The organism is Pseudomonas canadensis (genome assembly GCF_030980095.1).
Classification (GTDB): Bacteria; Pseudomonadota; Gammaproteobacteria; order Pseudomonadales; family Pseudomonadaceae; genus Aquipseudomonas; species Aquipseudomonas canadensis.
Map to the genome: position 1 here is coordinate 3,062,083 of NZ_CP133298.1, position 14,100 is coordinate 3,076,182.

Sequence of the window (14,100 nt, forward strand, 5' to 3'; positions counted from 1 at the left end):
GTGATAGGACGATCTCGCCCGCGAGGTTCCTATCGAACAAAGACTGATGCACTTGCAAACAAGGAAGTACGTTTATGTCAAAAGTAAAAGACAAAGCTATCGTGTCGGCGGCGCAAGCCAGCACCGCTTACTCGCAAATCGATAGCTTCAGCCATCTGTACGACCGTGGCGGCAACCTCACGGTCAACGGTAAACCCTCGTTTTCCGTGGACCAGGCGGCTGACCACCTGTTGCGTGAAAATGCGGCCTATCGCGACGTGGATGGCAACGGCAAGATCGATCTGACTTACACCTTTCTCACCTCGGCGTCCTCGGCAACCATGAACAAACATGGCATCACCGGGTTCAGCCAGTTCAACACCCAGCAGAAAGCACAGGCCGTATTGGCCATGCAATCCTGGGCGGATGTGGCCAATGTGACCTTCACCGAGAAAGCCTCGGGCGGTGACTTCCACATGACCTTCGGCAACTACAGCGGAGGCCAGGACGGCGCGGCCGCGTTTGCTTACCTGCCGGGCACCAACGACAAGTATCACCAAAGTGGCCTGGACGGCACCTCATGGTACCTGACCAACAGCAGCTACACGCCAAACAAGACGCCGGACCTGAACAACTACGGCCGGCAGACCCTGACCCACGAAATCGGGCATACCCTGGGCCTGGACCACCCTGGCGACTACAACGCCGGGACCGGCAACCCTTCCTACAAAGACGCGGACTATGGACAGGACACGCGTGGCTACAGCGTCATGAGTTACTGGAGCGAGAGCAACACTAACCAGAACTTCAGCAAGGGCGGCGTCGAAGCTTACGCGTCCGGCCCGCTGATCGACGACATCGCAGCGATCCAGAAGCTCTACGGCGCCAACTACAACACCCGCGCCGGCGACACCACCTACGGCTTCAACTCCAACACCGGGCGTGATTTCCTCAGCGCCACCTCGAACGCCGACAAGCTGGTGTTCTCGGTGTGGGACGGTGGTGGCAATGACACCTTGGACTTCTCCGGTTTTACCCAGAACCAGAAGATCAACCTCAATGAAACGTCGTTCTCCGACGTTGGCGGCCTGGTGGGCAACGTGTCCATCGCCAAAGGCGTGACCGTCGAGAACGCTTTCGGCGGCGCCGGCAATGACTTGATCATTGGCAACAACGCGGCCAACGTGATCAAGGGTGGGGCCGGCAACGACCTCATCTACGGTGGCGGCGGTGCGGACCAACTGTGGGGCGGCGCGGGCAACGACACCTTTGTGTTTGGTGCCAGTTCCGATTCCAAGCCAGGCGCTGCGGACAAGATCTTTGACTTCACCTCCGGTTCGGACAAGATCGACCTGTCGGGCATTACCAAGGGTGCAGGCCTGACCTTCGTCAATGCCTTCACCGGGCATGCCGGCGATGCTGTACTCAGCTATGCCGCAGGCACCAACCTGGGCACCTTGGCAGTAGACTTCTCCGGGCACGGCGTGGCGGACTTCCTCGTCACCACCGTCGGCCAGGCAGCCGTCAGCGACATCGTGGCGTAATGCAAGGGCGCGGCGTTTCGGCGCCGCGCTTTACCGATGGAGCGTGAAGATGCAGCGTTTTTTCACAGTGATCACCCGCGTGTTGCAGGTGATGTTCGTGTCGGCAGGAGCCCACGTCATGGCGAGCAGTCTTGTATTACCCACCACCGCCCAGTTGGCCGGGCATTGGCAGTTGCACCAAAAGGATAAGGTGTGCGCACTTGACCTGCTGGAGCAGGCGAATGCCTTGGACGGCGACCTCGCTTGTGTCGCGCAATGGCTCGGTGAGAAACCCCTGACCTGGACACCCACACCGGATGGTATCTGGCTGATGAACGCCGAAGGCAGCGGGATAACCCATCTCAATCGAGAGCAGGCGGACGAGTATAAAGGCCGCACGCCTACGGGCCTGGAAGTTGTATTGCAACGCACACCTTAGTTGTCGTTATAACTATATAACTGAATTTATTAGTTGACCGCTCCGTTGTTTGGGGTTGGGGAAACTATTGCGCGAAATTTGTTTCAGGGAAGATCAGAAACCATGGCGAAGTCCCATGCCGTCGCGCCCTTATTCATGGCGCTGGGTGAATACAAAAGCATGTTGATCAGTGTTGGCTGTTTCACAGCATTGATTAACCTGCTGATGCTGGTGCCGTCGATTTACATGCTGCAAGTGTATGACCGCGTGCTGTCCTCCCAGAATGAAACCACCCTGGTGATGTTGACGTTGATGGTGGTGGGCTTCTTTGCGTTTATTGGCACGCTTGAGGTCATTCGCAGTTTTATCGTGATCCGCATCGGCAGCCAGTTGGAGCGGCGTTTCAACTTGCGCGTGTACAAGGCCGCGTTCGAGCGCAACCTGCAACGCGGGCAGGGGCATGCTGGGCAGGCGTTGGGCGACTTGACTCATATCCGCCAATTCATCACGGGGCCAGCGTTGTTCGCGTTTTTCGACGCGCCGTGGTTTCCCATTTATCTATTTGTGATCTTCCTGTTCAACGTGTGGCTCGGTGTGCTGGCCACCGCGGGCGCGGTGCTGTTGATCGCCCTCGCATGCCTGAATGAATACCTGACCAAAAAGCCGTTGGGCGAGGCCAGTGGTTATTCCCAGCAGTCCACGCAACTGGCGACCAGCCACTTGCACAATGCCGAGACGATCCAGGCCATGGGCATGCTTGGTGCGCTGCGCCAGCGCTGGTTTGCGGTGCACTCGCAGTTTCTAGGCTTGCAAAACCAGGCCAGTGATACCGGCTCCGTGGTGACTTCCCTGAGCAAATCCCTGCGGTTGTGCCTGCAATCCTTGGTGCTGGGCCTGGGGGCCTTGTTAGTGATCAAGGGGGACATGACCGCCGGGATGATGATCGCCGGTTCCATTCTGATGGGCCGGGTGCTCAGCCCCATCGACCAGTTGATTGCGGTGTGGAAGCAATGGAGTTCGGCCAAGCTGGCCTACCAGCGGCTGGATGATCTGTTGCGCGAATTTCCGCCGGAAGTCGAGCAGATGAAGCTGCCGCCGCCCAAAGGCCAGGTCAGCTTTGAACAGGTCAGTGCAGGCCCGCCTGGGCGGCGGATGGCGACCTTGCATCAAGTTAGTTTCAACCTGGGCGCGGGTGAAGTGCTCGGTGTGCTCGGCGCCTCGGGCTCCGGTAAATCCACCCTGGCCCGTGTGCTGGTGGGCGTCTGGCCGACGCTGGCCGGAACGGTGCGCCTGGATGGCGCGGACATTCATCGCTGGGAACGCGACGACCTCGGCCCGCACATTGGCTATCTGCCCCAGGACATCGAGCTGTTCAGCGGCAGCATTGCCGACAATATTGCGCGCTTTCGCGAAGCCGACCCCGAGCAGGTGGTGCAGGCGGCGCAGCAGGCTGGCGTGCATGAACTGATCCTGCGCTTGCCCCAGGGCTACGACACGGTGCTGGGTGACAACGGCGGCGGCCTGTCCGGCGGCCAGAAACAACGGGTGGCGTTGGCCCGCGCCCTGTACGGCGGGCCGCGCCTGATCGTGCTGGATGAGCCCAATTCCAATCTCGACACCGTCGGCGAAGCTGCGCTGGCCAGTGCCATCGTGCAGATGAAAGCCCAGGGCAGCAGTGTGGTGCTGGTCACCCATCGTTCGTCGGCGCTGGCCCAGGCCGACAAGTTGCTGGTGCTCAGCGAAGGGCATTTGCAGGCGTTCGGGCCGAGCCAGGAAGTGCTGCGGGCGTTGTCCGGACAGCAAGAGCCGCCCAAGGAGAGACCGGGCGTGAGTTTCAGTCGTCAGTACCAGGCCGGAAGGAATCCAGGCGCATGAGCAACATCACTGTTGAACCACGCTTTAAAGAACACGACGCTAATTTCTTCGCACGCATGGGCTGGTTGCTGACGGTGGTCGGGGCTGGCGGCTTTTTCCTGTGGGCCAGCCTCGCGCCATTGGACCAGGGTATTCCGGTGCAAGGCACGGTGGTGGTGTCGGGCAAGCGTAAGGCGGTGCAAACCCTCAGCCCCGGCGTGGTCAGCCGGATTCTGGTGAAGGAGGGCGAGTGGGTGAAGCAAGGCCAGCCGCTGTTTCGTCTCGACCAGACTCAGCACCAGGCCGACGTGCAGTCCCTGCAAGCCCAGTACCGCATGGCCTGGGCCAGTGTGGCGCGCTGGCAAAGTGAACGTGACAATCAGTCCAGCATCACCTTTCCCACCGAACTCAGCGCCAATCCCGACCCGGCCCTGGCGTTGGTGCTGGAAGGTCAGCGCCAACTGTTCAGCAGCCGTCGCGAAGCCTTTGCCCGTGAACAGGCCGGTATCCGCGCCAATATCGACGGCGCCACCGCGCAGTTGGGCGGCATGCGCCGCGCCCGCAGCGATTTGACCGCCCAGGCGCAGTCCCTGCGTGATCAACTGAGCAATCTGCAACCCTTGGCCGACAACGGCTACATCCCGCGCAACCGGCTGATGGACTACCAACGGCAGTTGTCCCAAGTGCAACAGGATCTGGCGCAAAACACCGGCGAAAGTGGCCGGGTAGAGCAGGGCATCCTCGAGTCACGGCTGAAACTGCAACAGCACAGTGAGGAATACCAGAAGGAAGTACGCAGTCAGTTGGCCGACGCACAACTGCGCAGCCTGACTTTGGAACAACAACTCACCTCGGCCGGGTTCGACCTGCAACACAGCGAAATCAACGCCCCGGCGGATGGCATCGCGGTCAATCTCAGCGTGCATACCGAGGGCGCCGTGGTCCGCGCGGGTGAAACCCTGCTGGAGATCGTGCCCCAAGACACGCGCCTGGAAGTGGAAGGGCGTTTGCCGGTGCATTTGGTCGACAAGGTCGGCACGCACCTGCCGGTCGACATTCTGTTCACCGCCTTCAACCAAAGCCGCACACCGCGTGTGCCGGGGGAGGTCAGCCTGCTTTCCGCCGACCAGATGCTCGATGAAAAAACCGGCGCGGCCTACTACGTGCTGCGCACTACGGTGAGCGAAGCGGCGTTGGAAAAACTCCACGGGCTGGTGATCAAGCCGGGCATGCCCGCCGAGATGTTCGTGCGCACCGGCGAGCGCTCGCTGCTCAATTACCTGTTCAAGCCGCTGCTCGACCGCGCCGGCTCCGCGTTGACCGAGGAATAGACATGAAGCACGTGTTTATCGCCTTGCTGTTGACCAGCGCGAGTGCCCAGGCCGCCATGGGGCCGTTCGATGTGTACGAGCAGGCTTTGCGTAACGATCCGGTGTTCCTCGGTGCCATCAAGGAGCGCGACGCCGGCCTGGAAAACCGCGCCATCGGCCGCGCCGGTCTGCTGCCCAGGCTGTCGTACAACTACAACAAGGGGCGCAACAATTCCGAGGCCCACTTGCCCGATGGGCGCGGCGGTAGCTATCGCGACGACCGCAACTACAACAGTTATGGCTCCACCTTCAGCTTGCAACAGCCGCTGTTCGACTACGAGGCCTACGCCAACTACCGCAAAGGCGTGGCCCAGGCGCTGTTTGCCGATGAAAGCTTTCGCGACAAGAGCCAGGCACTGCTGGTGCGGGTGCTGACGTATTACACCCAGGCATTGTTCGCCCAGGACCAGATCGACATCGCCCGCGCAAAGAAGAAGGCGTTCGAGCAGCAATTCCAGCAGAACCAGCATCTGTTTCAGCAAGGCGAGGGCACACGCACGGATATTCTGGAAGCCGAATCCCGCTACGAATTGGCCACCGCCGAAGAGATCCAGGCCTTGGATGAACAGGACGCGTCCCTGCGGGAGCTGGGCGCATTGATTGGCGTGCAGAGCGTCAACATCCACGACTTGGCCCCGCTGAACCAGGGCTTTGCCGCTTTCACCCTGACCCCGGCCAACTATGACACCTGGCACGAACTGGCGATCAGCAACAACCCCACGCTGGCCTCGCAGCGCCAGGCCCTGGAAGTGGCGCGTTATGAAGTGGAGCGCAACCGCGCCGGGCATTTGCCCAAGGTCACGGCCTATGCCAGCTCGCGCCAGCAGGAATCCGACAGCGGCAACACCTACAACCAGCGCTATGACACCAACACCATCGGCGTCGAAGTCAGCGTGCCGCTGTATGCCGGTGGCGGCATCTCGGCCTCCACCCGCCAGGCCAGCCGTGCCATGGAGCAGGCCGAGTACGAACTGGAAGGCAAGACCCGCGAAACCCTGATCGAGCTGCGCCGGCAGTTCAGTGCCTGTTTGTCGGGGGTGAGCAAGCTGCGTGCGTACCAGAAGGCGCTGGTGTCGGCCGAGGCGTTGGTGGTGTCGACCCAGCAAAGCATCCTCGGTGGCGAGCGGGTCAACCTCGATGCACTCAACGCCGAGCAGCAGCTTTACAGCACCCGCCGCGACCTGGCGCAAGCGCGCTATGACTACCTGATGGCCTGGACCAAGTTGCATTACTACGCCGGCAACCTGCGGGACACCGACCTGGCGAAGGTCGATGAGGCGTTCGGCCCCCTGAAGTAAGCCTCCATAACAACAATAAGGATGGTTTCGATGATCACCGATTCACCCCGTTTCAAACCGTTTACCGCCGGTTCCTTGCTGCTGTTGTCCGTTGCGGCGCAGGCGGCCTATACCGAGACCGGTCAACCGGGGAACGCCGCCAGTTGGCGCTCCACCGAGTTCCAGAGTGACTGGGGGCTTGGGCGCATGAAGGCCGATGAAGCCTACGCCGCCGGCATCACCGGCAGCGGGGTAAAGATCGGTGCGCTGGACTCAGGCTTCGATCCCAATCACCCGGAAGCTTCCAAAGACCGCTATCACGCGGTCACCGCCAGCGGCAGTTACGTGGACGGCGTTCCCTTCAACACCACGGGTGCGCTTAACCCCAACAACGACTCTCACGGCACCCATGTCACCGGTACCATGGGCGCCGCCCGCGATGGCGTGGGCATGCACGGCGTGGCGTACAACGCGCAACTCTACGTGGGCAATACCAACGCCAACGACAGCTTCCTGTTTGGCCCGACACCCGACCCCAAATACTTCAAGGCGGTGTACAGCGCCTTGGTGGACTCCGGTGTGCGGGCGATCAACAACAGCTGGGGCAGCCAGCCCAAGGACGTCAGTTACCGGACCCTTGCCGACCTGCACGCGGCCTACGCCCAGCACTACAACCAGGGCACCTGGCTGGATGCGGCGGCGGACGTGGCCAAGGCCGGTGTGATCAATGTCTTCAGCGCCGGCAACAGTGGTTACGCGAATGCCAGCGTGCGTTCGGCGTTGCCGTATTTCCAGCCGGAACTGGAAGGGCACTGGCTGGCGGTGTCGGGGCTGGACAAGGCCAACAATCAGAAATACAACCAGTGCGGCATTGCCAAATACTGGTGCATTTCCACCCCCGGTGCGTTGATCAACAGCACCATTCCCGACGGCGGCTACGGCGTGAAATCCGGCACCTCGATGTCGGCGCCCCATGCTACCGGTGCGTTGGCACTGGTGATGGAACGCTACCCCTATATGACCAACGAGCAGGCGTTGCAGGTGTTGTTGACCACCGCAACGCAGCTCGATGGTTCCATCACCCAGGCGCCCACCACCAGCGTAGGCTGGGGTGTACCGGACCTGGGGCGGGCGATGCACGGCCCGGGGCAGTTACTCGGACCGATGAACGTCAGCCTCGCGGCCGGGCAGGGCGATGTCTGGAGTAACGGCATCTCCGACCAGGCCTTGCTGCAGCGCCAGGCCGAAGACACTGCCGAGCACGGCGCCTGGCAGCAGACCCTGATCGACAAGGGCTGGCAAAACGGCGTGGGCGCCGGCGCCAGCCAGCAGGACCAGACGGACTACGCCATCGGCACGGCACGCGATCAGGCGGCCGCGACGCGGATCTATGAAGGCAGCCTGATCAAGTCCGGCGCAGGTGCGCTGGTACTCAGTGGCGCCAGCACCTATCGCGGGGCGACCATTGTCAACGGCGGGCTGCTGGCGGTGAACGGGTCGCTGACGTCTGCGGTGACCGTCAACAGCAACGGCACCCTGGGCGGCTCCGGTCGGATTGCCGCGCTGTCGGTCAACCAAGGCGGCCGTGTGGCTCCCGGCAATTCCGTAGGCACCTTGCAGGTGGCGGGCGACGTGAACCTGGGGGCAGGTTCGACGTATGCGGTGGAACTTACGCCCACCAGCAGCGACCGTATCGTCGCCGGCGGCAAGGCGATCCTGGGCGGCGGCAACGTCACCCTGGCGTTGGAAAACAGCCCGACCCTGCTCAGCGGCGCACAGGCACAAAGCCTTATCGGTCGCCAGTACAGCATCCTCCAGGCGGCTGGCGGCATCCAGGGTCAGTTTGGCCAGGTGTTGCCCGACTATCTATTCCTTGGCGGCACCCTCGCTTATGCCACCGACAGCGTGCAGTTGGACGTGGTCCGCAATGACGCCACCTTCGCCAGCGTCGCGGCGACGCGCAACCAACGCAACGTAGCCGCGGCCGCAGAGCAATTGGGCGCGGGCAACCCGGTGTACGAAAGCCTGCTGCAGTCGGAGTCCATTGCGGTTGCGCAACACGGCTTGCAGCAGTTGTCCGGTGAAGTCTACCCGGCGATCGGCGCCATGCTCATCAACGACAGCCTGCAACTGCGCGACGCGGTGGGCGAGCGTTTGCGCCAGGTGCCGGTCGCCGCTGACAGCAACCTGTGGCTCAAGGCACTCGGCGCCTGGGGCAAGACCGACAGCCGCAGTGAGACGGCGGGTTCCACCACCTCCCTCGGTGGTCTGTTGGGCGGCGTCGATGGCGCGCTGGACGAGCAAACGCGTGTGGGCCTGGTCGCCGGTTACAGCGACAGCTCATTGAATATGGGCAGCGGCACGCATTCCTCGGCATCCATCGACAGTTATCACTTCGGTGCGTACGCCGGGCGCGAGCTGGGCGATTGGCGCGTCAGTGCCGGTGGCGCCTACAGCTGGCATCGCGGTGACGTGAAGCGCGACCTGCAATACGGCGCTGTCAGTGGCAAACAAAAATCCAAGCTGGAGGCGCGCACGGCGCAACTGTTCACCGAGGCGGCCTACCGGATCAACCTGCAATCTTTGGCACTGGAGCCCTTCGCCAACCTGGCCTATGTGCACCTGGACAGTGATGGGTTCCATGAAAAAGGCGATGCCGCGGCCCTGGAACGTGGCAGCGATCAGCGGGACGCCGTGCTCAGCACGCTTGGCGTGCGTGCCCTGAAAACCGTTGCCCTCAATGACCACCAGCAGCTGCAGCTCTCCGGTTCGCTGGGGTGGCAGCACAGCCTCACCGCCGTTGAATCCGAAGAGCACTTGGCGTTTGTCGCAGGCGGGCCGTCATTTGCCGTGCGCAGTTCGCCGTTGCTGCGCGATGCCGCGCTGGTCGGTGTGCAGGCCAGCCTGGCGCTGAGCCCGGCCACACGGGTCAACCTTGATTACAGCGGCCAATGGGGTGGCCGGGAGAAAACCCAAGGGGTGGGGCTGAGCCTCAACTGGCAGTTCTGAAGCGATTTACACATGTGCAATAAGAAAACTAAGGAAGGTCACCGTGAAAACACGCAAGTCAGGGTTAACTACCGCCATCCACACCGCCTTGGGCTACCCGCCCAAGGCCAGCCGCAGCGCGCCATACGGTGCGTTGCTGTGTTGCCTGGCAAGCCTGGGAACCGCCCAGGCCGCACCCTATGTGGAAACCGGCAAACTGGGCGATGCCGCCAGTTGGCGCAGCAATGAGTTCAAGGCCGACTGGGGCCTGGGCGCCGTGCATGCCGATACCGCGTACGCCGCCGGGTACACCGGCAAGGGCGTCAAGCTGGGGATCTTCGACCAACCGGTGTACGCCCAGCACCCGGAGTTCGCCAGCCCTGGCAAGGTGGTGACGATTGTCACCGAGGGCATCCGTCAGTACACCGACCCGTACATCCCGGTGAAGGCCGGCGATGCGTTTCGTTACGACGGCACGCCTTCGCTCGGTTCGAACGGCAAGCTGGGCAACCATGGCACCCATGTCGGCGGGATTGCAGCGGGTAACCGCGATGGCGGACCGATGCACGGCGTGGCCTTCGATGCACAAATCATCAGCGCCGAGAACGGTGACCCGGGCCCGGAAGACGGCATCATCCTCGGCAACGATGGCGCGGTGTACAAGGCCGGCTGGGACGCATTGGTCGCCAGCGGCGCGCGGATCATCAACAACAGCTGGGGCATCGGCATTGGTGAGCAGTATGCGAAGGGCGGGCGCGACCCAGCGTTTCCAAATTTCACGGTCAACGAAGCACAGGCACAATTCAACAACATCCGGCCGATCCTCGGAACCATTGCCGGTGGCGCCTACCAGGGCGCGATCGATGCGGCCCGCAGCGGCGTGCTGACGATCTTCGCCGCTGGCAACGACTACAATCGCAACAATCCGGACGCGATTTCCGGGCTGGCGTACTTTGTGCCAGAGATTGCGCCCAACTGGCTCTCCGTCGCGGCGTTGCAGCAGAACCCGGACACCACGAGCGCCGATCCGTATGTGATCAGTACGTTCTCCTCACGTTGCGGCTATGCGGCGAGTTTCTGCGTGTCGGCGCCCGGCACCAAGATCTACAGTTCTGTCATCAATGGCACCAGCCTGGACAACCTCACCACCGACTATGCCAACTTCAACGGCACGTCCATGGCCGCGCCCCACGTGGCCGGCAGTGCGGCCGTGCTGATGCAGCGTTTTCCGTACATGAGCGGCGACCAGATCTCGACACTGCTCAAGACCACCGCTACGGACCTCGGCGCGCCGGGCATCGACTCGTTGTACGGCTGGGGCATGATCAACCTGGGCAAGGCGATCAACGGCCCGGGAATGTTTGTCACGGCCGAAGACATTCCGGCCGAGTTCCGCATTGACGGCGCTTATGGCAGCGGACAGTTTGTCGCGGATTTACCGGGCGTGGGCGCGGTGGTCGATGCCGGCAAGCCGACTCAGCGAATCTGCAACGATGTGCATTGCGGGCTGGACTTGTGGAGCAATGACATCTCCGGGCACGGCGGCCTGACCAAACAGGGCATTGGCACGCTGGTACTCACCGGCGCCAACACCTACAGCGGCCCGACCTTGGTCAATCAAGGCTTGCTGGCCATCAATGGCTCGCTTACTTCGCAGGTGACCGTCAGCCAGAGCGGGGTAGTCGGGGGTTCCGGCCGCATCGGTTCGTTGCTGGCGAAAAACGGCGGCACCGTGGCGCCGGGCAACTCCATCGGCACTTTGAACGTCGCAGGGGATGTGACGTTTGAGGCCGGGTCGACCTATGCCGTGGAGCTGTCGCCTACCAGCAGCGACCGCATTGTGGCGGGAGGCACTGCCACCTTGAACGGGGGCACGGTGACCCTCGCGCTGGAAAACAGCCCGACGCTGCTCAGTGGCGCACAGGCGCAAAGCCTGATCGGGCGCCAGTACAACATCCTGCAAGCCGCGGGTGGCATTACCGGCAGCTTTGGTGCGGTGCTGCCCAACTACCTGTTCCTCGGCGGCAACCTGAACTACGCGGCCAACGGCGTGCAACTGGACGTGGCACGTAACGCCAACAGTTTTGCCAGCGTGGGCGCCACCGACAACCAGCGCGCCGTGGCCGCTGCCGCCGAGCAATTGGGCGCCGGCAACGCGGTGTATGAAAGCCTGCTGTTGGCGCCTAATGCGGCGTCGGCACAAGGTGCTTTCCAACAACTGTCGGGAGAAATCTATCCGGCCCTGGAAACCGCTTTGGTGAATGACAGCCGCTATGTGCGCGAAGCCGTGGGCGAACGCCTGCGCAATGGCGAGATGGGGGCATCCAGCGAGACGCTCGACAGTCGTGGCAACGTGTGGGTCAAGGCCCTGGGCGCTTGGGGCAAGACCGACAGCCGCAGCGATACAGCCGGCTACACCACGTCCATCGGCGGCATGCTCGCCGGGGTGGACGGTGCACTGGACGAGTCCACGCGCATCGGCCTGGTCGCCGGTTACAGCGACACGTCACTGAACATGGGTAGCGGCACGCATTCCCGTGCTTCGGTCGACAGCTACCACTTCGGCGCCTATGCCGGGCATGAGATCGGCGCCTGGCGCCTGAGCGGTGGCGCCACTTACAGTTGGCACCGCGCAGACGTGAAACGCGACCTGCAATACGGCAATGTCTCCGGCAAACAGAAAGCCAAGGTTGATGCACGCAGCACCCAGGTATTCACCGAAGCGGCCTACCGCATCAACCTGCAACCGTTGGCCCTGGAACCGTTCGCCAACCTGGCCTACGTGCACCTGGACAGCGATGGCTTTACCGAAAAAGGCGACGCTGCGGCGCTGAAAAGTCGTGACGACACACGCGACCAGGTGTCGAGCACGCTGGGTCTGCGTGCCTTGAAAACCTTCAATGTGAATGACCACCAACAGTTGGAGGTATCCGGCACCCTGGGCTGGCAGCACACCCTCAGCAGCACCGATGCCGAGCAACACTTGGCATTTGCCTCGGGCGGCCCGTCGTTTACGGTGGAAAGTGCGCCGATGGTGCGTGACGCGGCGCTGGTTGGCGCACGGGTCAGCCTTGCGCTGAGCAAGGATGCGCGGGTCAACTTTGACTACAACGGCCTGCTGGCCAGCAAAGAAAAAGTCCATGGCGTGGGCTTGAGCCTGGATTGGGCGTTCTGATGGTTTAGCGACCTTTGCGGGTGTCGGCGCCACCGGTGCCCGCAGGTTTGGCTTTCTCTACAACTCCAACAAAAGAGAGGCACTACCAATGGGTATCTTTGACTATAAAAACCTCGGCACCGAGGGCTCCAAAGCGTTGTTCGCCGATGCCATGGCGATCACGTTGTATTCCTACCACAACCTGGATAACGGCTTCGCCGTGGGTTACCAGCACAACGGCCTGGGGTTGGGCTTGCCGGCGACGCTGGTCGGCGCGTTGCTGGGCAGCACAGACTCCCAGGGCGTGATCCCCGGCATTCCATGGAATCCGGATTCGGAAAAAGCCGCGCTGGACGCGGTACAAAACGCCGGTTGGACGCCGATCAGTGCGAGCACCTTGGGTTACGGTGGCAAAGTCGATGCGCGAGGCACCTTCTTTGGCGAAAAGGTGGGCTACACCACGGCCCAGGTCGAGGTGCTGGGCAAGTACGATGACGCCGGCAAGTTGCTGGAAATCGGCATTGGTTTTCGCGGCACCTCGGGGCCTCGGGAAACCTTGATCAGCGATTCCATCGGTGACCTGGTCAGCGACCTGCTGGCGGCGCTCGGCCCCAAGGACTACGCGAAAAATTACGCCGGGGAAGCCTTCGGTGTTTTGCTCAAAAATGTGGCCGACTACGCCAGTGCCCATGGCTTGAGCGGCAAGGATGTGGTGGTCAGCGGCCACAGCCTGGGAGGGCTGGCGGTCAATAGCATGGCCGATCTCAGCAACAACAAATGGTCGGGGTTCTACACGGACGCCAATTATGTGGCCTATGCCTCGCCGACCCAGAGCGCCGGCGACAAGGTGCTGAACATTGGCTACGAGAATGACCCGGTGTTCCGTGCGCTGGAGGGTTCGTCCTTCAACCTGTCGTCCCTGGGCGTGCACGACAAACCCCATGAGTCGACCACCGACAATATCGTCAGCTTCAACGACCACTACGCCTCGACGCTGTGGAATGTGCTGCCGTTTTCCATTGTCAATCTCCCGACCTGGGTTTCGCACCTGCCCACCGGTTACGGCGATGGCATGACGCGGGTGCTTGAGTCAGGCTTCTACGAGCAGATGACCCGCGATTCCACCGTGATCGTCGCCAACCTGTCCGACCCGGCGCGGGCCAACACCTGGGTGCAGGATCTCAACCGCAATGCCGAGCCGCACAAGGGCAACACCTTCATCATCGGCAGCGACGGCAATGACCTGATCCAGGGCGGCAAGGGCGCGGATTTTATCGAGGGCGGCAAGGGCAATGACACGATCCGCGATAACAGCGGGCACAACACCTTTCTGTTCAGCGGGCATTTTGGCCAGGACCGGGTGATTGGCTATCAATCGACGGACAAGCTGGTGTTCAAGGATGTGCAGGGGAGTGTGGACTACCGTGAGCACGGTGGGGATACGGTGATCAGTGTTGGCGGGGATTCGGTGACGCTGGTGGGCGTGAGTGGCTGGTCGGGGGAGGGGATGGTTATCGCGTAAGGGAGGCGTGTGGGG

Annotated in this window: 8 protein-coding genes; all 8 read left to right on the forward strand. The window is 62.2% G+C overall.

Going from position 1 to position 14,100, the window contains the following annotated elements:
• Positions 1 to 74: 74 nt before the first annotated feature.
• The 8 genes from RB216_RS13875 to RB216_RS13910 all read left to right on the forward strand — a co-directional run bounded on the left by RB216_RS13875 (position 75) and on the right by RB216_RS13910 (position 14,085).
• Positions 75 to 1,523 carry a serralysin family metalloprotease gene (locus RB216_RS13875; RefSeq protein WP_068933220.1) on the forward strand — a complete coding sequence of 483 codons (1,449 nt, stop codon included), beginning with the start codon at positions 75 to 77 and terminating at the stop codon, positions 1,521 to 1,523.
• Between the two features lie 49 nt (positions 1,524 to 1,572).
• Positions 1,573 to 1,941, forward strand: coding sequence for an AprI/Inh family metalloprotease inhibitor (locus RB216_RS13880; RefSeq protein WP_028616101.1), 369 nt, complete (start codon positions 1,573 to 1,575; stop codon positions 1,939 to 1,941).
• Between the two features lie 102 nt (positions 1,942 to 2,043).
• Positions 2,044 to 3,795, forward strand: a complete 1,752-nt coding sequence (locus RB216_RS13885) for a type I secretion system permease/ATPase (RefSeq protein ID WP_308908838.1) — start codon at positions 2,044 to 2,046, stop codon at positions 3,793 to 3,795.
• Entirely contained in the window at positions 3,792 to 5,105 is a 1,314-nt protein-coding gene (locus tag RB216_RS13890) for an HlyD family type I secretion periplasmic adaptor subunit (RefSeq protein WP_028616103.1), read from the forward strand. The genes RB216_RS13885 and RB216_RS13890 overlap by 4 nt, the downstream gene beginning before the upstream one ends.
• 2 nt (positions 5,106 to 5,107) lie before the next feature.
• Positions 5,108 to 6,442 (forward strand): TolC family outer membrane protein, encoded by a 1,335-nt coding sequence (locus RB216_RS13895; RefSeq protein WP_028616104.1) that lies wholly within the window; start codon positions 5,108 to 5,110, stop codon positions 6,440 to 6,442.
• A gap of 30 nt (positions 6,443 to 6,472) precedes the next feature.
• Positions 6,473 to 9,430, forward strand: coding sequence for an autotransporter serine peptidase EprS (gene eprS, locus RB216_RS13900; protein ID WP_308908839.1), 2,958 nt, complete (start codon positions 6,473 to 6,475; stop codon positions 9,428 to 9,430).
• A 43-nt stretch (positions 9,431 to 9,473) separates the two neighbouring features.
• On the forward strand, positions 9,474 to 12,584 hold the full coding sequence (locus tag RB216_RS13905; protein WP_028616106.1) for an autotransporter serine protease: 3,111 nt from the start codon (positions 9,474 to 9,476) through the stop codon (positions 12,582 to 12,584).
• A gap of 88 nt (positions 12,585 to 12,672) precedes the next feature.
• Positions 12,673 to 14,085, forward strand: a complete 1,413-nt coding sequence (locus tag RB216_RS13910) for a polyurethane esterase (protein ID WP_308908840.1) — start codon at positions 12,673 to 12,675, stop codon at positions 14,083 to 14,085.
• Positions 14,086 to 14,100: the final 15 nt, after the last annotated feature.

Excerpts from the sequence above, each read along its gene's own strand:
- RB216_RS13875 (WP_068933220.1), top strand. The coding sequence starts at position 75 with ATGTCAAAAGTAAAAGACAAAGCTATCGTGTCGGCGGCGCAAGCCAGC.
- RB216_RS13880 (WP_028616101.1), top strand. The coding sequence starts at position 1,573 with ATGCAGCGTTTTTTCACAGTGATCACCCGCGTGTTGCAGGTGATGTTC.
- RB216_RS13885 (WP_308908838.1), top strand. The coding sequence starts at position 2,044 with ATGGCGAAGTCCCATGCCGTCGCGCCCTTATTCATGGCGCTGGGTGAA.
- RB216_RS13890 (WP_028616103.1), top strand. The coding sequence starts at position 3,792 with ATGAGCAACATCACTGTTGAACCACGCTTTAAAGAACACGACGCTAAT.
- RB216_RS13895 (WP_028616104.1), top strand. The coding sequence starts at position 5,108 with ATGAAGCACGTGTTTATCGCCTTGCTGTTGACCAGCGCGAGTGCCCAG.
- eprS (WP_308908839.1), top strand. The coding sequence starts at position 6,473 with ATGATCACCGATTCACCCCGTTTCAAACCGTTTACCGCCGGTTCCTTG.
- RB216_RS13910 (WP_308908840.1), top strand. The coding sequence starts at position 12,673 with ATGGGTATCTTTGACTATAAAAACCTCGGCACCGAGGGCTCCAAAGCG.